The organism is Bacillus sp. AC266, assembly GCF_979253805.1.
In genome coordinates this window covers 645,009-664,229 of the sequence record NZ_CEEDEC010000001.1, presented here as the reverse complement: position 1 = coordinate 664,229, position 19,221 = coordinate 645,009, and the positions used below count along the sequence as shown (strand labels likewise).

General features: G+C 34.4%; 22 protein-coding genes and 1 pseudogene. 6 read left to right on the top strand and 17 right to left on the bottom strand.

Annotation, left to right across the window (positions count from 1 at the left end; all coding sequences use genetic code 11):
• Window positions 1-2: 2 nt before the first annotated feature.
• Window positions 3-773, bottom strand: a complete 771-nt coding sequence (locus AC0IXC_RS03465; RefSeq protein ID WP_471652580.1) for a DeoR/GlpR family DNA-binding transcription regulator — start codon at window positions 771-773, stop codon at window positions 3-5.
• A gap of 251 nt (window positions 774-1,024) precedes the next feature.
• On the opposite strand from AC0IXC_RS03465, the gene AC0IXC_RS03460 reads away from it, so the two are divergent.
• On the top strand, window positions 1,025-1,516 hold the full coding sequence (locus tag AC0IXC_RS03460; protein ID WP_016101293.1) for a hypothetical protein: 492 nt from the start codon (window positions 1,025-1,027) through the stop codon (window positions 1,514-1,516).
• A 49-nt stretch (window positions 1,517-1,565) separates the two neighbouring features.
• On the opposite strand, the pseudogene AC0IXC_RS03455 reads toward AC0IXC_RS03460, so the two are convergent.
• Window positions 1,566-2,220: pseudogene (locus tag AC0IXC_RS03455) on the bottom strand (DUF4085 family protein).
• 220 nt (window positions 2,221-2,440) lie between these two features.
• Here AC0IXC_RS03455 and AC0IXC_RS03450 point away from each other — a divergent pair.
• Entirely contained in the window at window positions 2,441-3,034 is a 594-nt protein-coding gene (locus AC0IXC_RS03450) for a hypothetical protein (RefSeq protein ID WP_061674243.1), read from the top strand.
• 168 nt (window positions 3,035-3,202) lie between these two features.
• Here the strand turns inward: AC0IXC_RS03450 and lpdA are convergent, their stop codons facing one another.
• The 7 genes from lpdA to AC0IXC_RS03415 all read right to left on the bottom strand — a co-directional run bounded on the left by lpdA (window position 3,203) and on the right by AC0IXC_RS03415 (window position 10,845).
• A complete protein-coding gene (lpdA, locus tag AC0IXC_RS03445) occupies window positions 3,203-4,582 on the bottom strand; it encodes a dihydrolipoyl dehydrogenase (RefSeq protein ID WP_471652579.1) in 1,380 nt (459 codons plus the stop codon).
• 15 nt (window positions 4,583-4,597) lie between these two features.
• Window positions 4,598-5,797 (bottom strand): dihydrolipoamide acetyltransferase family protein, encoded by a 1,200-nt coding sequence (locus AC0IXC_RS03440; protein ID WP_326997324.1) that lies wholly within the window; start codon window positions 5,795-5,797, stop codon window positions 4,598-4,600.
• 27 nt (window positions 5,798-5,824) lie between these two features.
• A complete protein-coding gene (gene acoB, locus AC0IXC_RS03435) occupies window positions 5,825-6,859 on the bottom strand; it encodes an acetoin:2,6-dichlorophenolindophenol oxidoreductase subunit beta (protein ID WP_002085142.1) in 1,035 nt (344 codons plus the stop codon).
• Window positions 6,860-6,876: 17 nt separating this feature from the next.
• Window positions 6,877-7,875 carry an acetoin:2,6-dichlorophenolindophenol oxidoreductase subunit alpha gene (gene acoA / locus AC0IXC_RS03430; RefSeq protein WP_215589744.1) on the bottom strand — a complete coding sequence of 333 codons (999 nt, stop codon included), beginning with the start codon at window positions 7,873-7,875 and terminating at the stop codon, window positions 6,877-6,879.
• Between the two features lie 169 nt (window positions 7,876-8,044).
• The gene (locus tag AC0IXC_RS03425; protein ID WP_002085139.1) at window positions 8,045-8,524 is read right to left on the bottom strand and encodes a DinB family protein; all 480 of its coding nucleotides are present in this window, start codon (window positions 8,522-8,524) and stop codon (window positions 8,045-8,047) included.
• Window positions 8,525-8,565: 41 nt separating this feature from the next.
• Window positions 8,566-9,762, bottom strand: coding sequence for an MFS transporter (locus AC0IXC_RS03420; RefSeq protein ID WP_215589745.1), 1,197 nt, complete (start codon window positions 9,760-9,762; stop codon window positions 8,566-8,568).
• 123 nt (window positions 9,763-9,885) lie between these two features.
• Complete coding sequence (locus AC0IXC_RS03415) at window positions 9,886-10,845, bottom strand: helix-turn-helix domain-containing protein (protein WP_215589746.1); 960 nt, start codon at window positions 10,843-10,845, stop codon at window positions 9,886-9,888.
• A gap of 136 nt (window positions 10,846-10,981) precedes the next feature.
• Here AC0IXC_RS03415 and AC0IXC_RS03410 point away from each other — a divergent pair, with 136 nt between their 5' ends.
• On the top strand, window positions 10,982-11,827 hold the full coding sequence (locus AC0IXC_RS03410) for an oxidoreductase (RefSeq protein ID WP_326997326.1): 846 nt from the start codon (window positions 10,982-10,984) through the stop codon (window positions 11,825-11,827).
• Between the two features lie 39 nt (window positions 11,828-11,866).
• On the top strand, window positions 11,867-12,376 hold the full coding sequence (locus AC0IXC_RS03405; protein ID WP_326997327.1) for a GrpB family protein: 510 nt from the start codon (window positions 11,867-11,869) through the stop codon (window positions 12,374-12,376).
• A 108-nt stretch (window positions 12,377-12,484) separates the two neighbouring features.
• Here the strand turns inward: AC0IXC_RS03405 and AC0IXC_RS03400 are convergent, their stop codons facing one another.
• The 5 genes from AC0IXC_RS03400 to AC0IXC_RS03380 all read right to left on the bottom strand — a co-directional run bounded on the left by AC0IXC_RS03400 (window position 12,485) and on the right by AC0IXC_RS03380 (window position 15,004).
• Window positions 12,485-12,868 carry a DUF4181 domain-containing protein gene (locus tag AC0IXC_RS03400; protein WP_002142055.1) on the bottom strand — a complete coding sequence of 128 codons (384 nt, stop codon included), beginning with the start codon at window positions 12,866-12,868 and terminating at the stop codon, window positions 12,485-12,487.
• A gap of 165 nt (window positions 12,869-13,033) precedes the next feature.
• Entirely contained in the window at window positions 13,034-13,351 is a 318-nt protein-coding gene (locus AC0IXC_RS03395) for a DUF4181 domain-containing protein (RefSeq protein WP_080784428.1), read from the bottom strand.
• 63 nt (window positions 13,352-13,414) lie between these two features.
• Entirely contained in the window at window positions 13,415-14,251 is an 837-nt protein-coding gene (locus AC0IXC_RS03390; RefSeq protein ID WP_341087616.1) for a PP2C family serine/threonine-protein phosphatase, read from the bottom strand.
• Window positions 14,235-14,726, bottom strand: coding sequence for an HIT family protein (locus AC0IXC_RS03385; RefSeq protein WP_078185648.1), 492 nt, complete (start codon window positions 14,724-14,726; stop codon window positions 14,235-14,237). The genes AC0IXC_RS03390 and AC0IXC_RS03385 overlap by 17 nt, the downstream gene beginning before the upstream one ends.
• Window positions 14,727-14,830: 104 nt before the next feature.
• Window positions 14,831-15,004, bottom strand: coding sequence for a glycine zipper domain-containing protein (locus AC0IXC_RS03380; RefSeq protein WP_002085128.1), 174 nt, complete (start codon window positions 15,002-15,004; stop codon window positions 14,831-14,833).
• Window positions 15,005-15,219: 215 nt separating this feature from the next.
• On the opposite strand from AC0IXC_RS03380, the gene AC0IXC_RS03375 reads away from it, so the two are divergent.
• A complete protein-coding gene (locus AC0IXC_RS03375; RefSeq protein WP_471652578.1) occupies window positions 15,220-15,456 on the top strand; it encodes a Med9 domain-containing protein in 237 nt (78 codons plus the stop codon).
• 47 nt (window positions 15,457-15,503) lie between these two features.
• Here the strand turns inward: AC0IXC_RS03375 and AC0IXC_RS03370 are convergent, their stop codons facing one another.
• On the bottom strand, window positions 15,504-16,340 hold the full coding sequence (locus AC0IXC_RS03370; RefSeq protein WP_002127727.1) for an ABC transporter permease: 837 nt from the start codon (window positions 16,338-16,340) through the stop codon (window positions 15,504-15,506).
• Window positions 16,333-17,538, bottom strand: coding sequence for a quaternary amine ABC transporter ATP-binding protein (locus tag AC0IXC_RS03365; RefSeq protein ID WP_002013036.1), 1,206 nt, complete (start codon window positions 17,536-17,538; stop codon window positions 16,333-16,335). The genes AC0IXC_RS03370 and AC0IXC_RS03365 overlap by 8 nt, the downstream gene beginning before the upstream one ends.
• Before the next feature lie 173 nt (window positions 17,539-17,711).
• On the opposite strand from AC0IXC_RS03365, the gene AC0IXC_RS03360 reads away from it, so the two are divergent.
• Window positions 17,712-18,569 carry a glycine betaine ABC transporter substrate-binding protein gene (locus AC0IXC_RS03360; RefSeq protein WP_002085124.1) on the top strand — a complete coding sequence of 286 codons (858 nt, stop codon included), beginning with the start codon at window positions 17,712-17,714 and terminating at the stop codon, window positions 18,567-18,569.
• A gap of 53 nt (window positions 18,570-18,622) precedes the next feature.
• Here AC0IXC_RS03360 and clpP read toward each other — a convergent pair whose 3' ends face one another.
• Window positions 18,623-19,204: an ATP-dependent Clp endopeptidase proteolytic subunit ClpP gene (gene clpP, locus AC0IXC_RS03355; protein WP_002085123.1), complete on the bottom strand. Its 582-nt coding sequence runs from the start codon at window positions 19,202-19,204 to the stop codon at window positions 18,623-18,625.
• Window positions 19,205-19,221 lie beyond the last annotated feature (17 nt).

The window sequence follows — 19,221 nt, the reverse complement described above, 5'->3', positions numbered from 1 at the left end:
TTTTAAATGAGGTCTATTGACGCTATTACAATTTCTTTACCTTGTTTCTCAAATTGTTGAATCGTTTCTTTACTAGCCCCTTCATCTGTTATTATAAGGTCAATTTCTATCAGTGACTCTCCTTTTATAAAGCAGTCTATTCCAAGTTTATTATGAGGAGCTAAACAAATATTTCTTCTAGAAATATTACTTACTGTTTTTCCAAAATAAGCAACTTCCGGTGTCGCAGTACTTATACCATTCAATGAAATACCGCCACCTGTAGAGAAATAAAGATCAATAGAGAATCTACTTATCAATTCAGAGGCCAGTGTATCTGTCATATTTCCTGATGGTTTCACTTTTCCACCAATTAAGTACGTATCAATGTTCTTATATTCTCGTAACTTACTAGCAATTTCTAAAGCATTCGTAATAACTGTAAATGATGTTTCAGGTAAATACTTTAACATGGCATAATGAATGGAAGCCCCGCCAATAAAAACGGAATCTCCTTCTTGTATGTAGGATACAGCAACTTTCGCAATCGCGTCTTCATCTATTGAACTATCACGATAACGTTTCGATGGTTCGGCAGCTAAGTTTCTCACTCGCGTAAGTTCAACTGCACCTCCGTACGTTCTTTTTAATAAACTCTCTTTCTCCATAATAGATAGATCTCTTCTTATAGAATCAATAGACATATCAAAACTTACCGCAAGATCCTTTGCGATTACTCTTCCATCTCTCTTAAGTAACTCTAAAATTTTCTCTCTACGCTCTTCAGTGAACATGTTATCACCACCATTATTGAAGATTCAGAAATTTAATCTTTATTTTAATTATATGTATGCTTTTTCTGTATTACAATATTTTCAACTCTTATTTATTCAGCTTTATACAGTTTTTCTCCCTCTTTCTATCCCATTAACTTGAAAACGAAATAAATGTATATTTGCATATTCCACAAACATACTTCCATTTCCCTTCCTACTGATGTAAAATTATTCCTATGTTTTACTTTTTAATACAGAAAGGGATTACTATGAAATCTATAATTAAAGTAACTTGTACAGCATTATTATTTACAGGAATAATGGCAGGATGTAGTGGAAATACTGCACCAAAACAAGAAAAGAGCGCTTTTGAAAAGGATGCAATGCACTATGGGGAAATATTTAAAAACGAATACTATAGAGCAACTGTTGAAAATGCAAAATTCGATAAAATAGACAAAGAGTGGCGTCTCACAGCTCGCGTTACTATAAATAATGCTCGTGCTGACGGACAAACGATAGATCTTTCAGAAATAAAATATTTCATAAAAGATGAAAAAACGGGTGAAAAATACGAAGGTGAATTTATACAAAATGAAAATGCTAAAAAGGTTCCATCTGAGTTTTCTTTAACTACCGACATTGTATTTAATATGAAAACTTCTCCAAAAGATTTAAATAATATGTATTTATACATAGATAGCAAAGCTGCGCCGTTAACAGATACATATTGGAAACTTGATAATTTAGCATCTAAATAAAAAACAGTCATATAAGACTGTTTTTTTGTTTGTAAAGTTATAAAGTTTACTAGTTACTTTTCTCAAGCAATACATCTTTTGCACAAATCGTCACTTCTTCAAATGGCAATCAAATAAAACACCCATTCGAAACCTTCATTAGTAAGATCTATTTCATGACATAACCACCAAGCACCTTCAAAATTTTCCGGAATAGAACATTTCGTTACGCCTGTAAAAGTTACTTCCAGTTTGTCAAATTCACTGAAAGTACCACTGCAATCTAAAGTTATGATTAGCGTATCTTTTGATCTTCTCTCTACTGATTTGACTACACTGTCATGTAGTGAGTATTCATGTAGTTGAACGACATTCTGCGCGAGCTTTTCTTTTATAGCATTATAATTATCTATATAAGCTTGTTCTAAATCATTCATTCTTTTCTCATAATCTTCTGTCCAATCAAGCATAAGTTTCTTTAACTTTTCTGATGGGTATTCTGACTTAATTGTATTGTCATGAATGTATGGATGTAGTGACTTAGGTAGAAACTTTAATAAATCTTCTTTCTTTTCTTCCATGTCTTCTCTCAAACTTTTCTTATAATCCATTCCTACCTTTTCGCTCTCTCGCAAAATCTCTTCCCATTCTTCTAATGTTTCTGAGAAAATTAAAAATCCAGATACTTGCATTTCTTTATACCAATCTTTATTGAAATACTTCAATGGCTTTCCTCCTAAAACATTTCAACATCCAACAAAAGCAATATATCTATTTATTATATCATTCCAATAGCTATTTTTTCTAAAGAATAAATGCAAAAATGTAAATATTCCGCCTATTATTTCTAAAACTTCAGAATATTTACAAAAATGTGAAATTAGAATACATTTTACATGTACAAGTTTTACCTGTACAAAAATCTAAACAAAAAGGGATGGTTATATGTTGAAGAAATTAGTAGCAGGGACATTAGTAGCAGGTTTTGCATTAACTGGAGGATTAGGAGTAGTAAGTGCTGCAGAAAAAGATAATACAATTAAATCATTTGATTATTTAAAAGTTGATGAAAAGAATGTTAATTCATTCACAAAATTAAGCGATCAATCAAAAAAAGACATCCAAATTACTATGGTACTACCTAAGCAAAATGAAAATGGAGATTGGTTAGCTTATGGCTTTACTAGCAGAGAAACATTGAATGCTTTTATTGAAAAGGATAAAAAGGCACTTAAAAATAAAATTAACCCTTTAGGTAGTGGTGCTGGTAGTACCGATTTTTATGAGCATCAAAATAAAGGTGGACAGTATATTTATTGGAGCAGTGGCTTTAAAAACCTACCTTCTAGCTGGAACGACAGAATTTCTTCTGTAAGTACAGCTTCACCTTCTGCAAGTTATTCAACAACGCTATGGGAACATTCTTCAACTCAAGGATATGGAAAAGGTGTCTCCTTTAGACACTCTGATTGGTATGGTCAAACTGCTAATTTAGCTGCAGATTGGAACGATATAACTTCAGCTATTGAAATTAAATAGTAACAGCGCATTTCAATTAAATAAGTGAAGAAGTTTCAAAATCACTATACTCTCATCGATTAAAAAAACATGAGAGTATAGTGATTTTTCTAGTATCTTTTTATACATATTGCTACTTAAATATTATTTATTAAAAAGACCAGTCCTATTAGACTGGTCTTTTTACCTTCAAGCATGTACAGCATGTCCTACTGCCTGCAATAATGCTTCATGGATTGCTTCAGATAAAGTTGGATGTGCTGCAATATAATCTCGCATTATATCAGCTGTAACTTCTGTATGAATCATCACCGTTCCTTGTCCGATTAGTTCGGTTGCACGAGGACCGATAATAGAAATCCCTACAATTTCTTGATATTTAGGTTCCACAATAACTTTTACTTTCCCCGTTTGTTCTCCAATAATAAGCGCTTTTCCGTTCGCTGTAAATGCGAATTCTCCGATGAGGATGTCACCGTATTGCTCTCTTGCTCCTTTTTCTGTTAAACCGACACTAGCAATTTCTGGAGCTGTATAAATACAGCGAGGTACAGCATGATAGTTTACTTTGACATCTTCTCCGCTCGCGTGTAATGCCGCTGTCGTTCCTTCATGGAAGGCAACGTGAGCAAGCTGTATTCCACCAATCACATCACCCGCTGCATAAATATGTGATCTGTTTGTTTGCATATGTTCATTCACAGAAATTCCTTTATTTGAAAATTGAATGCCTGCTTTTTCTAAAGCTAATTCTTGTACACGTGGTTTTCGACCTACAGAAATGAGAATGAATTCCGGGTTGGCTTCTTGGATACTTCCTTCATATTCAAATGAAGCCTGCTTCTTATAATTATTTAATCCTTTTAAAGCCGCTCCTGTAAATATTTTTACGCCATCATTTTCTAGTTTCTCCCTTAAAATTTGTGCGATATCTTCATCTTCACCAGGTAATAATTGCGATGCCATTTCAACAATCGTAACTTTTGTTCCAAGACGACTATAAATGCTTGCAAACTCGCAACCTATTACACCACCACCAACGATTAATAATGATTTTGGTATATTTTCTAGGGACATTGCATGACTACTATTTAAAATCCACTTCCCATCAAATGGAGCAAAAGGTAATTCAGTTGGTTCTGATCCTGCCGCTATAATGAACTGTTCTCCATCTACTACATCTTCTTTATCACCGTGTGTAACTCGCATACGGTGATCCGTTTCAAATTTCGCTTTACCTTGTATAACTTTTATTTTATTTTTCTTCATTAAATATTGGATTCCTTGGACGAGCTGCGTTACGATTTGTGATTTTCTCGTCTGTATTTGTTTCCAATCAATTGATATATTCTGCTTATCTACTAATACTCCAAAACGATTCGCATGATTAACAATATCGTATACTTCCGCACTTTCTAACAATGATTTCGTAGGCATACAACCGAAATTTAAACAAGTCCCGCCAAGATCAGCTTCATCAATAAGAGTGACATCTTTTCCATTTTGAGCCGCGGTAATTGCCGCTACATAACCAGCAGGTCCGCCCCCAATAACAACTAAATTACTCATTTTCTCACCTTCTCTTTATAAAAGAATTGTTACAGGTTCTTCTAAATAACGTTTAATTGTGCGTAAAAATGCAGCTGCTGGTGCACCGTCTAGTACACGATGATCGAATGTTAAACTTAAAGGTAACATACTTCCTTTTCTTAATTTTTTCCCTTTATATACAGGAACATGTTCAATTGCACCTACACCTAAAATACCAGTTTCAGGTGTATTTAATACTGGCGTAAAATATTCAATACCGAAGCTACCTAAATTACTAATTGTAAATGTTGTCCCTTGCATATCATCACTACTTAAACTGCCTGCTCGTGCCTTTTGTGCCACATTTTTAATCTCTTTAGATAACTCTACTAAAGATAGATTATTAGCAAAGCGAATAGCTGGAACGACTAATCCTTTTTCTAACGCGACCGCCATACCTAAATGAACATGTTCAAATTGATGAATGGCATCATTTATATACGCGCTGTTCATTTCTTTATGCTCTCTAAGCGCTAATACAACAGCACGAGAAACGAAATCAGTAATAGTTAGTTTGTTATCGTATCGTTTTTGTACAACTTCCGCTATTTCTTTATGTAAAGCAACTAAATCTGTAACATTTACTTTCATCGTTAATGTTAATTGCGCACTATTTTGTAGGCTTGCATGCATACGGTTCGCAATTGCCTTCCGCATACCAGTAACAGGAATGACTTTACTTTCTTCTTGTTCAAGTACTTCTGGAATCGGCACTCTTTCTTCAAGCACCTTTAACACATCTACCTTTGTAATTCTTCCACCAGGACCTGTACCAACTAATGCCTTGATATCCAGATTTTCAGACTTTGCAATTTTCTTCGCAACAGGTGAAATTTTGATTCTTTGATTTGCTATTTCTTTCGCATATGGTTCTGGATGTTGTATATTTTTAGGTTCTGGATTAGGTATTTTTTCTTCTACAACATTTGTACTTTCATAGACTTCTATTTTTTCGTCCGGTTTACCGATGTAGCAAATTACAGTACCCGGCGGCACTCCCTCATCTTCACTTACAGCTATATCAAGAACAGTTCCATCAGCTGGTGCTTCTATTTCAGTTTCGATTTTTTCCGAGTTAATACTAGCAATTAGTTCACCTTTTTCTACATTATCACCTGCTTTAATATTCCAGCTCGTAATAATACCTTCTTTCATCGCCATACCTAACTTCGGCATTACAACTTCTACAGCCATGTTTCTCTCTCCCTTCTCATCGTTTCATTACACACGTAATAAAGATTGGTCTCCGATCATCTCTGATACAGTTTCAATTACTTTCTCCGGCGTTGGTAAATATAACTTTTCAAGTGGTGGCGAAAACGGAACTGGTGTATGTGGCGCTGTAATTCGTTTAATAGGTGCATCTAACAAATCGAATCCTTTATCCGCTACAATTGCCGCAATATCTGTTGCGATACTACATCTTGGATTTGCTTCGTCAATAACAATTAGGCGATTCGTTTTTTCAACAGATGCTAAAATCGTATCTTCATCCAGCGGTGATAAAGAACGTGGATCGATTACTTCTACTTCGAGTCCTTTTTCCGATAATTGCTTTGCAGCCGCAAGTGCTGTATGAACTTGTTTTCCAATTGCAACGATTGTTACATCAGAACCTTCACGTTTAATATCTGCTTTTCCTAAAGGAATTGTATAGTACCCTTCTGGTACTTCGCCTTTCATATTGTAAAGTGTTTTATCTTCAAAGAAGATTACTGGATCGTCATCTTCAATTGCCGCTAATAATAAGCCTTTTGCGTCATAAGGAGTGGAAGGAACGACAACTTTTATACCTGGAATGCTCGTAAATAACGCATATAAACTTTGTGAATGCTGTGCCGCTGCGCTAAATCCAGCACCGTGCATCGTACGTACTGTAACTGGCACTTTCGCTTTTCCACCGAACATATAGCGGAACTTTGCACCTTGGTTTAATACTTGATCAAGACAACTACCGATAAAATCATTAAACATTAATTCAGCTATCGGGCGTAAACCTGTTGCAGCAGCTGCCATCGCCGCTCCCATATAACCCGCTTCTGAAATTGGAGTATCTAAAATACGATTTCGACCAAATTCTTGTACAAGTCCTTTCGTAACACCGAGTACACCGCCCCATGCTTCATCATCTTGCAAGTGATCCACTTGTGCACCGCCTGCAACATCTTCTCCGATTAAAATTACATTTTCATCACGACGCATTGATATTTTCATCGCTTCATTAATTGCAGTTGACATACTTACTGTTCTAGTCATTATTTTTCACCCTCCTCTTATTTGTAAGAAACGTATACATCTTTTAATAATTCTTCATCTTCCGGATATGGACTATTTTCACTAAATTCAATTGATTGTTGCACTGCTTCATCTACTGCCTTTTCCATATCCACAAGTTCAGATTCTGTTAATAAAGCTTCATGAATTAAATGCTTACGGAAATTCACAATCGCATCTTTTTCATTTAATTGTTCTTCTTTTTCTTCTGAAGTTTTATATGTTTGCGCTTCACCTTCGAAATGACCGTAATTACGATATGTCATACATTCAATTATTGTTGGACCACCGCCATTACGCGCACGTTCTACTGCTTCTTCCGCCGCTTTATACACTGCAAGTAAATCTTTTCCATCTACTTGAACACCTGGAATATTGTAAGCTTTCGCTCGATCTGCAATGGAATCACAACTTGACGCATATTCAAATGTTGTTGCTTCACCGTAACCGTTATTTTCTGCGATAAAAATAACTGGTAACTTCCAAATCGCTGCTAAATTAACCCCTTCATGGAATGTTCCTTCATTATTTGCTCCGTCACCGAAGAAGCAAACACTTACATCTTTCGTTCCTTTATATTTAGCTGTTAATGCCGAACCACAAGCAAGTGGAAAACCTCCGCCTACAATCCCATTTGCACCAAGCATTCCTTTATCTAAATCGGCAATATGCATTGAACCACCTTTACCTTTACATAACCCTGTCGCTTTCCCAAAAAGTTCGGCCATCATGCCATTTAAATCACAACCTTTTGCGATACAATGGCCGTGACCTCTATGCGTACTTGTAATACTGTCACTATCTGTTAAGTGGGCACATACACCAACTGCTACTGCTTCTTCACCAGCGTATAAATGAACGAAACCTGGCAGAACGCCTTGCGCGAACAATTCATGCACCTTGTCTTCAAACTTACGAATCTCTAACATTTTTTCATACATCCAACGAGCTTGTTCTTTCGTAATTTCATTCCCTTTACTTTCAGTTGTTTTTAACATGTCCAGCCCTCCTATTTTCTTGTTCATCTTTTATATCGCAAGTACTGTGCCAAATTCTAATCCCTGATTTAATAGGTTTTCTCTTTTCTTTCATAATAAAAAAGTGGACAAAATGAGACATCTGTCTCGTTTTGTCCACTTTTGTTCACCTAATTTGAGAATTATTATCTTATTCATTATCAAAACTCTTCTGTAATTTCCGAATGTAAATAATTTGACCAATGTGATACGCGTTATGAGTCGTTACATTAGCTAATACTTCCCACCACTTCGCAGATACAGGAAATCCAATTACATCACTTTCAACCTTGTCTTCATTTATGAGACTTTGCCATTGTAACAGTTTCTCTAATAGTTTTTCTCTTAACTCTTCAAATGTTTGATTATCTGAAAGCATAAAACTTTTGTTATTATCACCAATAGCAGGCACAGCATTAACATTTGATTCTTTGTACCTAGTTTGCCACGTCGTATTCCAATACAGTAAATGTTGTACAATTTCAGCTATACTATTACACTCTTCATTCGGTTTCCAGAAAGCTTCTCTCTCAGATAAATCCTTAACTGCATCTGAAAATGGAATATACCAACTGGGATCATTCGCATTTGCTAATAACTGATCTGCTAATACGTCTTTAACATGGAACACTTTGCTTCCCCCCATTAAAAAGATTCATTTCAAGACAATACTCACTTCTCTATATACGCTGAGTTTGCCAGATCCCCTCTTTTTAGCCTTAATCCCAAACATATGCACATAAAGAAACCAAAAGCACCTAATCCATAAGCTGTTGTATATCCACTTTCCCCGATAATCCATCCTGCAAGTCCTGGTCCAATCATTTGACCAACTGCATAGAAAACGGATATAAAACTAATTGCCATTGAGACATATTTCGGAGATACTTGCTTTGAAGCAGCAACTTGAATTAATAAAAGGATACCTCCGAGGCTGGAACCCCAAATAATTGCCGACATGATAAAGCCAATGGTATGTCCAAATATAATTGGAATCATATCACCTATTACAGCTAATAAAAGTGCAATACATAACGTCTTCTTTATACCAATCCGATCCGAAATCAATCCCCAGACAGGAGCTCCTACGATTGAAAACATTCCTGCAATCGCATAAACAGTTCCCGAAATTGATGCCGAAATACCATTATTAATCATAAAACTAGTTTGATATAAATTTGGAATTAAATAAACAACGCCCACAATAAAATACATCCATGCAATGATGTATAGCTCTTTCGTTTTCCATAAAAACGACTTATTATTCCTTTCCTCCTCATCTTCAGTAACTTCTGGATTTTTCAAAACAATTGAGGCAACGAATACAACAATACATGTAATAATTCCAAACAAAAGCCATGAACCACGCCAACTATACTCTGGAAATGTACGTACTATATAAGGAACAATTATTCCACTAAATAGCATGCCTATGCCAGCACCGCTTAATAATAGCCCCATTGCAGTTCCTCTTTTTTCTGGAAAACATCCTACTGTTATTGACATGAGTGGTGTATATACAAGGGCACTACCAGCTCCAGAACATAGCATAAAAATAGCAGCTATCCAAACTGAAGGAACAAATGATAATCCTATTAAACTTATAACGACGAGCCAACTCCCTATTAATAAAACTGATTTTGCTCCAAAACGGATAGTAAGTATTCCAGATGTTCCGACTGTTAATAAATACCCTAAAAAGAGTATAGTTCCTAACATACCTGCTTGAGCTGTAGATAAATGGAGTCCTTCTTGCATAAACGGTAATATAATTCCATATGCCATACGTGCAAAACCCGTCGTTGTTATAATAAGAAACATTCCTGTTAATACAAATATCCAAAAATGACTTTCATTCCGTTCTTTCATTTAAATTCCTCCATAAAAAGTTATTTCCAATTGGATGTTGTTTGTAATTATAATGACCATTACAAAAAGCAACTACCAAATGACGGAGGAATTTACGGTATAGCGGATTATTCCTGTTTTACGTTAATAAATACGTAAAATTTCTGATGGATTCATTCCATACTTTTTACGAAATAACTCTGAAAAATGACTGACATTATTGTATCCAACTGCAAATGCCGTTTCGGTCACATTACTATTTCCCGAACGCAGTAAATCTATCGCATGCTCCATACGCTTTTCTCGTAAATATGCAAATGTGGACATCCCAAATAATTCTTTAAACCCAATTTTTAATTTATAATCATTTAACTCTACTATTTTAGCTAATTCTAATAATGATGGGGGTGATTCCATTCGTTGAAGTAAAATTTCTTCAGCCTGTTTTATTTTATTCAAATCCTGTTTTGATAATTGACTCCTTTTATTTGCATCACAATCATTAAGCAACACTCTCCCAAAATGTATAGAAAGCAATTCGAGTGCTTTACTTTCTATTTCTAGTTGATTAATACGATCCTTTTGGGGATGCTCTATCATTCTCTTAATAAGATTAGATGTTATAGAATCAATTGGATTTTGAAACTTTTTAAAAGATTGATTTCCTAATATAGAATGAAAATCAAGACTTTTTTCAATAGCATTATTCATCATGAAATGATTAAACAATTGTACAGGAATCCCAATCGCTAATGAATATAGAGGCGTTTCTTTTTCATATTCAAATACTACATCAAAATCATTCATAAAATATAAATAGCTATTTCCAGTCATTAATTCATACGAAGAATGACCAACTTGCACTTCTCCGAACCCTTGTAAACAAAAATTAAGCTCTACCATTGCTGCATCAGATGCAAACTGGATACGATGATTTTTATGAAATTGATAATTTGATAACACAATTTCCATTCCTGAAAACGAAGTCCATCTTCGTATTTCACCCATACCTATTGTTTTTGGAACATTCATATGTCTTTCCTCTACAACTTGTAAACCATAAAAATATTTATGAAAAATATCATGAAAACCGTTAGTCTCCATGAAACCCACACTCCTTTTATGTAAAAATCAAAATTTAATTGATAATTATTTTCAATTATATCAAATATCTTTATACAATAAATAGATTTTCTCCTTATAACTCGTTATGATAAAAGAAAAAGAAAGCGAGCGAACAATGAATACAAAAATCGCGATTATTACAGGGGCATCAAGTGGATTCGGACTTTTAACGACACTTGAACTTGCAAAAAAAGACTATTTTGTCATTGCTACAATGCGAAATCTTGAAAAACAAGTAGACTTAATATCTCAAGCTACTAAACTCCACTTACAACAAAATATAAAAGTTCAACAATTAGATGTAACAGATCAAGGTTCTATACATAACTTCCAATTATTTTTAAAAGAAATAAACAGAGTAGACCTTCTCATTAATAATGCAGGATATGCAACTGGGGGCTTTGTAGAAGAAATTCCAGTAGAGGAATACCGTAAACAATTTGAAACGAACCTTTTTGGAGCTATATCAATCACTCAGCTTGCCTTACCATATATGAGAGAACAGAAAAGCGGAAAAATCATTAATATTAGCAGCATTAGCGGCCAAGTCGGATTCCCTGGTTTATCCCCTTACGTTTCTTCAAAATATGCATTAGAAGGCTGGAGTGAATCCCTTCGCTTAGAAGTAAAGCCTTTCGGAATAGACGTTGCCTTACTTGAACCTGGTTCTTATAACACGAACATATGGGAAGTTGGTAAACAACTAGCTGAAAACAAATCTGATACAACCTCTCCTTACAAAGAATATATGGATAAAATACAAAAGCACATAAACAATGGCAACGATACACTTGGTAATCCGATGGATGTTGCAAATAAAATCGTAGAAATTGCTGAAGCAAAACATACTACTTTACGATATCCAATTGGAAAAGGTGTCAAATTCATGATCTTAGCGAAGAAGATTCTTCCTTGGAGATTGTGGGAGTTTCTTGTATTGAGGAGCTTTAAGAAAATGTAAGTAACTTTATTGAAAAAATATGTAAGGGGTGCTAATTAAATGCTAGGTTTACCCTATGGTAAAGTGTTTTTAGTTCCGTGGTCCGAAGAGTGGGAATTTGAGTTTTCAAAAGAAAAACAATTAATTGAGGAACACATTGGAAAATATATTTTAGCGATACACCATATTGGAAGTACTTCCATCCCGCATTTAAGCGCAAAACCTATTATTGATATTGCGATTGAATTAAAAGATTACATAAATGGTATAAAATGTATTAAAAACCTAGAACAATTAAATTATAAATATAGAAAACATGTATTACCCGAAAGGTATTATTTCAATAAAGGTGAGCCAAGAACTCATCAAATTCATATGTATGAACAAGGGAATCCATATTTAATAGAACAATTAAAATTCAGAGATTACTTAATAGACAATAAAACTTCTCGTATGCAGTATGAACAGTTAAAGATTCAACTTTCAAAAGCTAACCCAAATGATAAGCATAAATATGCAGAGGATAAAACAAATTTCATTAAATCCATATTGGCTAAAATAAATGATTAAATTGCGAAGACCGAACTTCGTACACATAATAAGAAACCATTCATGTATAGATGAATGGTTTCTTATTAATTAGTTATCTCATTATTTGTACCATCAATAATCATTTTATTATGCAGCAGGTGGAACGAAGTAAAATAGCATCGAAGTCATAAAAATAAATGCAAATAATCCAATTATCGAAAAAATATATTCTTTCGATTCTCTATCATACTTCCATTCCATCCATGTCCTTAGGATCCACGTAACCCCTAAATAAGTGAAAATGATAAACCAAATATTAGTGCTTTCGAATTTAAAGATGTAAATAAAACTAATTATTAAATAAACAAAAAGCAGTCCTATTTCCAATTTTTTATGTAAGCTATTTACATATTTATTATATCCCCAAAACCCGCTCTTTGGCATATTCAATTTTTTTCTTAAAAATCGATCCAAAAAGTAGCCCGCTATACAAAAAACAAAAATTATAATCCAAAATGTATAGGTTCTCAATATCATTCCTCCTATTACTTCATTGAATTGTTTAAAATAAAGTGGACTATATTAACGGTTATTGAACGAGTATTCTTGAATGATTCTCATTAAAAATGATCGATTCTGCACGTAAGAAAGGGTTTTTCATTTCTTCTTTCCCTCTTCCTTTAAATTTATACTATATTAAAGGAAGAAATATAGTATGAACCCTGTTATTATTAATGCTGCAACTCCTAATAATGAAATCAAAAACTCCCGCGATTCCTTATCATATTTCCACTCCATATATGATTGAAATCCATATAACGTAATAAAAAACAAAAGAGGTACATAGCCCATATATATACGATTTGGAAGAAAAGTGCTTATAGCAATAACAACTATATAAGAGGAAATAATAATTCTATTTCCCCATTTATGTGTATCATTCACATATTGGTTATTCCATCCTTTTTGTTTCGGTATATTTAACTGTCTTCTCGCAATTCTTTCAAAAACCAATAAAGATAGCACCCATAAAATTAATAAGGATATTTTTGTAACTGACAGAAAACCCTCTCCTTTTTATTTTTTCACTTTAATTTTCTCCGGCTGATCACTCGGATACGTAGCATTTGTTTTGTTTTCTAGGTCCCAACTAATAATGGTCGCACTATCTCGTCCTAATTGATGATGAACGTGTTCTAAAATATTGTGAACATTTTCTTTAAGCGCTATATTATTTTTATTCATATCACTGTATAGGTTTAATGGCGTTTCATAACGGCGTTCCCCGCATTCTAATACCCCATCTGTCACCATTACAATTCGATTCTTTCCAGTACGTAGTTCACGAATTCCTGAAGAATAGCAAGGAACGGGTAAATCAAATGTGTTTACATTTCCAATCCATTCGTAAAAGTGGCGTTGATTCAATGTATATTGTCCTAATTTATGTAATTCATCATGAAATACATAAACTAAGCAATCACCTATGGAAAGCCACCATATGTAATTTTCTTTTCTTACGCATATTAAGCAAGCAGTTTCACCTTTTACCCTTTCGCACTTTTCTTTAAATGAGCGGGATTGAAATATCGTAAGTATATGATTTTCAACAGATCGAAATACTGTTTCAATCTGTTCATTCATAATTACTTTTATATTTTCATATTCTGCTTGAATCGTACTTACTACTAAATCAACACTTTCTGCACTATTATGTCCGTCTAATATAACGGTAAATTCCCAATCACCATTCGACCAAACTAATGCACCGTCTTCATTCTTTTTTGCTCCGGCACTTATATTTCCGCCGTATTTACCAAGTACAATATCACCATATTGTTTGACTGAAACTTCGTCTAAACACATTTCTCTACTTCCAACCCATGAATATTGTGTATTATTTGTTGTATGCATACTCATTTACCATATACTTTCGTATTCTTTCGCATAGTTTTTTAATTTTCTCTGAATCTCCATGTGGTGCACCAGTCCAATTTGCTACCTCAGTCGGTGACCAAAACTCTTTTGGTGTATTTGGATAACGCGGAATAATGTGCATATGCAAATGTGGTACACCATTACCTGAAACGAAACTGTAAATATGTTCTGCACCTTTGCTTTCTTTAAGCGCTTTACTTACTCTACTTGTTATCAGTCCGAATGCCTTGGCCTCATCTTCAGTTAATTCAGCGAGACCAGGTACATGTCTCTTTATATCAATCATTACATAACCAAGATATGTTTCTTCTGCATCCCAATGGACATGTCCAACGTAAATGAGTTCATCTTCGTAAATAGCTCCACCTGGAACTGTAATGTTCCCTTTATGTTTTTCACAAATGAAGCAGTTTTGTTCTGCTTGATTGTTTATTGGCATATCCATCACCATCCTTTGCATATATAATATCATAAAAAAAGGAAAAACAGGTTTTATATTCCGAAAATTCAATCTCTTGAAATGAGAATTTTCACATTAAAATAATTTACAACTCATTATTTCTTCAAAAGCGTAATCCCCATTCCAACTGCAATCCCAATCGCTATTCCGATTGCTATATTATCATTAAATACACCAGGAATTACACCGATTACAACACCTATAGCGACACCAATTGTCATAGCATCATTTCTTTTTTTATTATTAGCCAAAATAGCATCTCCTCTCATAATTTCTCCCCATATAATATCCATTTACATGAACGTTGCTGTCTACTAATATATTTGCTATTCCGCTTGAAAATTTCCAGAAAATGTACTTTATTACTTTTCCATTCCCCCTACATAATCCTCTTCGTTTGAAAGAATTTTTAAGTCACCATTACATATACATAGGCATTTACTATAAGAAAGATCAGTAATTTATTGAAGGAGGAACGATTCAAATGTATCCTCATTGGAATCCAAATATAAATCAACAATATGCTTACTCCCCCCATCCAGTAAGGAATACACCGCATTATGATTCACAATACATGATGCAGCGCATCGCAAGCCTTGAAAGCCAATTAGCTAAATTAATCTCATTAATCGAAGAAAATAATCAATTAATAAAATCAATAGAACAACAGCAAAACCAAGTTTGTGCACCAGCTGGAGGTTCTGTTATTGTTCGGATGTAATTCGAATTCAAAAAACACACTTTGTAGTATAAAGTGTGTTTTTTGAATTATTTTCTTTTTGTATAAAACCCTTGCGTAATTCGGTCTAATATAATCGCAATCACGACGATAGCAAGTCCAGCTTCAAATCCCATTCCGATATTTACTTGTGTTACAGAACGATATACATCGACGCCAAGTCCTGGCGCTCCTACAAGTGAAGCTGTTACAACCATTGATAACGAAAGCATAATACTTTGATTCACGCCAGCCATGATCGTTCCGGTTGCGAGCGGTAATTGTACTTTAAATAATTTTTGTGATGCGGTAGAGCCAAACGCATTCGCAGCTTCAATTAAATCTTCTGGAACTTGTCTAATTCCTAAGTCTGTAAATCTGATTGTCGGTGGCATAGCAAAAATAACGGAAGCAATAATGCCTGGTACGACGCCTACTCCAAAAAATGTTATCGCGGGAATGAGATAGACGAATGCCGGCATTGTTTGCATAAAATCTAATGTCGGTTTTAAAAATTTTGAGAAACGTTCATTTTGAGATGCTAAAATGCCAATGGGAATTCCGATAATAATTGAAATAATAACTGACGTAAGTACGAGCGCTAATGTTTGCATCGTTTGTGCCCAGTAGTTAATATTTAAAATAAATAATAATCCGATGAGCGTAAAAATGACTAAAGATAATTTCCTCGTTGTGTACCAAATGAGGAAACATAAGATGATAATCATCACTATGGCTGGTATTATTGTTAAAAAATTAGTGAGTAAATCAACAAATCCACCGATAATATAGGAGAATCCTCGGAACAAGCCTTCAAAGTGCTCATATAAACTTGCAACAAATGAATCGACCCATTCGCCTAATGGAATGCGCGGAATATTATTCATCGTCTTTCACCTCTTCCTCAATGTTACCTGCAAGAGCTTGAATGACACTTTCACGTTTAATAATTCCTCTCAACCTTTTCTTTTCATCGATTACGGGTAATGGATATTTCATCTCCGCCATTTTTGCATACGTTTCTTCCAGTAATGTATCTAGATAAACGTGTGGAATATCGTTAAGTAATAAATCAGCAATTGGCCATTGTTTTTTCATTGCTTTACTTGCATCATCCGCTGTTAAAATACCTAAAAACTCATACTTTTTGTTCACAACATATACGGTAGAAACACCTGCATTTCTCATAATTTGCAGAGCTACACGCGGCCCACGATCGATTAATAACGTTTCTGGTCTTTTTAAAATAGATTCTGCCGTAATTACTTTTCCTAAATTCACATCCGCCACGAATTTCTCTACAAATTCATTTGCAGGGCTCATCATAATTTCTTCCGGTGTTCCAATTTGGACAATTTCTCCATCTTTCATTAATGCGATACGATCACCAATTCGAAGAGCTTCATCTAAATCATGTGTAATAAAAATAATTGTTTTTTCCATTTTATCTTGTAACTCTAACAATTCATCTTGCATTTCTTTTCGAATTAGTGGATCTAAGGCACTAAATGACTCGTCCATTAGTAATACATCTGGATTATTCGTTAGTGCCCTTGCAATTCCAACACGCTGCTGCATACCACCACTAAGTTGACTAGGGTAATTATCTTTATGATGATCGAGTCCTACTAACTGTAGCGATTCTAACGCCTTATTTTCTCGTTCCTCTACTGGAACTCCTTGAATTTCTAACCCGTACGCAACGTTTTGTATTACCGTACGATGTGGAAATAAAGCAAACTTCTGAAAAACCATACTCATTTTCGTCCTTCTTACTCTTCGCAATTCTTCTTTTCCCATCGTTGCGATGTCTTCACCATCTATGTATATATGCCCGGCTGTCGGTTTGATTAATTGATTCAGCATTCGAACTAGCGTTGATTTCCCACTACCAGACAAACCCATAATAACGAAAATTTCTCCAGTGTATACTTCAAACGTTGCCTTTTTCACACCAACGTTCATTCCTGTCTCCTTTAAAATTTCCGATTTGCTTTTTCCTTCTTTTAATAAGGTAAGCGCTCGTTGCGGATGTTTCCCAAAGACTTTTGTTACATTTTCAACACGTACCTTTGTATTATCCATGTCACTACTCCTTTTCTACCCATCTATTTACATAGTGTTGCGATTTTACAGAGAAATATTACATAAAAATGACATATATAAGATTTCTTTAAAAATTCTTGTTTCCGTTCATAATAAGAAGGTTCACTTATAGATTAATTTATAAAAAGCAAAAGCTTCACAGGAGGTTTTGAATGCGAAAAAAAATATGGATTATAAGTCTGTTACTATTTATTAGTATGATTTTCACTTCTTGTAATGCAACAAATGCAAATTCGAAAGGAAAAATTAAACTTGGTGTAACAAGTTGGAAAGAAAATATCGCAACCGCAAATATGTGGAAAGTTTTATTAGAAGAAAAAGGCTATAAAGTTGAACTCATGTATTTAGAAAAAGCTGCGATATGGACTGGCGTCGCACGTGGTGATGTTGATGCGAATCTAGAAGTATGGCTTCCTGTTACAGATAAACCATTAAATGCCCGTTACAAAGATGACTTCGTCTTAAAATCAAAATGGTATGAAGGTACTGGGCTTGGTTTAGTCGTCCCTTCTTATGTGAAAAACGTTAACAGTATTGAAGATTTAAATGCACATAAAGATGAGCTAGATAATAAAATTGTTGGGATTGAACCTGGTAGTAGCCTAATGAATTTAACGAATAAAGCAATGAAGGAATATGATATAAAACTAAAACTTGTCCAATCTTCAGAAGCTGCGATGATGAGCGAACTAAAGAAGGCATATACGAAAAAGAAACCAATTGCTGTTACGCTTTGGAATCCTCATTGGGGCTTTTCAGAATTTGACTTAAAATATTTAAAAGACCCTAAGAAAGTATATGGTGAAAAAGATGACATTTATTACTCAGTTCGTAAAGGTTTCGAAAAAGATCATCCGGATATTGTGAAATACTTTGACCAATGGAAAATGAACGATGAACAACTAGGTACTTTAATGGTCATGCTAAATAAAACGAAAGATCCGGAAGAAGCCGCGCGAAAATGGATTAAAAAGAATCAAGCTTTAGTTGATGAATGGATAAAAGAATAAAGAATGACAAAAACAGGCTAGAGAATTTAGTATATTCTCTAGCCTGTTTTATGTTATTTTTTCTCAATAACTGCATCGACAATTCCATATTCCTTCGCTTCTTCTGCCGTCATAAAATAATCTCTTTCTGTATCATGTGCTACTTTTTCAACTGGTTGCCCTGTTCGCTCTGCGATAATTTTATTTATATCGTGTTTTAACTTTAAAATTCTTTTTGCTGTAATTTCAATCTCCGTTGCTTGCCCTTTTACACCGCCGAGCGGTTGATGAATCATGATTTCACTGTTAGGGAGCGCAAATCTTTTTCCTTTTGCGCCAGCTAATAGTAAAAGCGCACCAAATGATGCCGCAAAGCCCATACAAAGTGTTTGCACATCTGGTTTAATAAGGTTCATCGTATCTAATATTGCAAATCCCGCTGTCGTTGAACCACCCGGACTATTGATATACAGGAATATATCTTTTTCTGCATCTTCCGCTTCTAAAAACAATAATTGTGCTACTACACTGCTTGCAACTTGATCGTTAATTTCTGAACCAATCATAATAATTCGGTCTTTTAATAATCTTGAATATATATCATAGGAGCGTTCTCCTAATTTCGTTTGTTCTATTACGTAAGGAATTACACTCATTATAAATCCCTCCATCT

Bases quoted from the DNA above. Each gene is read 5' to 3' on its own strand.
- AC0IXC_RS03465 (WP_471652580.1), bottom strand. From the start codon at position 773: ATGTTCACTGAAGAGCGTAGAGAGAAAATTTTAGAGTTACTTAAGAGA.
- AC0IXC_RS03460 (WP_016101293.1), top strand. From the start codon at position 1,025: ATGAAATCTATAATTAAAGTAACTTGTACAGCATTATTATTTACAGGA.
- AC0IXC_RS03450 (WP_061674243.1), top strand. From the start codon at position 2,441: ATGTTGAAGAAATTAGTAGCAGGGACATTAGTAGCAGGTTTTGCATTA.
- lpdA (WP_471652579.1), bottom strand. From the start codon at position 4,582: ATGAGTAATTTAGTTGTTATTGGGGGCGGACCTGCTGGTTATGTAGCG.
- AC0IXC_RS03440 (WP_326997324.1), bottom strand. From the start codon at position 5,797: ATGGCTGTAGAAGTTGTAATGCCGAAGTTAGGTATGGCGATGAAAGAA.
- acoB (WP_002085142.1), bottom strand. From the start codon at position 6,859: ATGACTAGAACAGTAAGTATGTCAACTGCAATTAATGAAGCGATGAAA.
- acoA (WP_215589744.1), bottom strand. From the start codon at position 7,875: ATGTTAAAAACAACTGAAAGTAAAGGGAATGAAATTACGAAAGAACAA.
- AC0IXC_RS03420 (WP_215589745.1), bottom strand. From the start codon at position 9,762: ATGAAAGAACGGAATGAAAGTCATTTTTGGATATTTGTATTAACAGGA.
- AC0IXC_RS03415 (WP_215589746.1), bottom strand. From the start codon at position 10,845: ATGGAGACTAACGGTTTTCATGATATTTTTCATAAATATTTTTATGGT.
- AC0IXC_RS03410 (WP_326997326.1), top strand. From the start codon at position 10,982: ATGAATACAAAAATCGCGATTATTACAGGGGCATCAAGTGGATTCGGA.
- AC0IXC_RS03405 (WP_326997327.1), top strand. From the start codon at position 11,867: ATGCTAGGTTTACCCTATGGTAAAGTGTTTTTAGTTCCGTGGTCCGAA.
- AC0IXC_RS03390 (WP_341087616.1), bottom strand. From the start codon at position 14,251: ATGCATACAACAAATAATACACAATATTCATGGGTTGGAAGTAGAGAA.
- AC0IXC_RS03385 (WP_078185648.1), bottom strand. From the start codon at position 14,726: ATGGTGATGGATATGCCAATAAACAATCAAGCAGAACAAAACTGCTTC.
- AC0IXC_RS03380 (WP_002085128.1), bottom strand. From the start codon at position 15,004: ATGAGAGGAGATGCTATTTTGGCTAATAATAAAAAAAGAAATGATGCT.
- AC0IXC_RS03375 (WP_471652578.1), top strand. From the start codon at position 15,220: ATGTATCCTCATTGGAATCCAAATATAAATCAACAATATGCTTACTCC.
- AC0IXC_RS03370 (WP_002127727.1), bottom strand. From the start codon at position 16,340: ATGAATAATATTCCGCGCATTCCATTAGGCGAATGGGTCGATTCATTT.
- AC0IXC_RS03365 (WP_002013036.1), bottom strand. From the start codon at position 17,538: ATGGATAATACAAAGGTACGTGTTGAAAATGTAACAAAAGTCTTTGGG.
- AC0IXC_RS03360 (WP_002085124.1), top strand. From the start codon at position 17,712: ATGCGAAAAAAAATATGGATTATAAGTCTGTTACTATTTATTAGTATG.
- clpP (WP_002085123.1), bottom strand. From the start codon at position 19,204: ATGAGTGTAATTCCTTACGTAATAGAACAAACGAAATTAGGAGAACGC.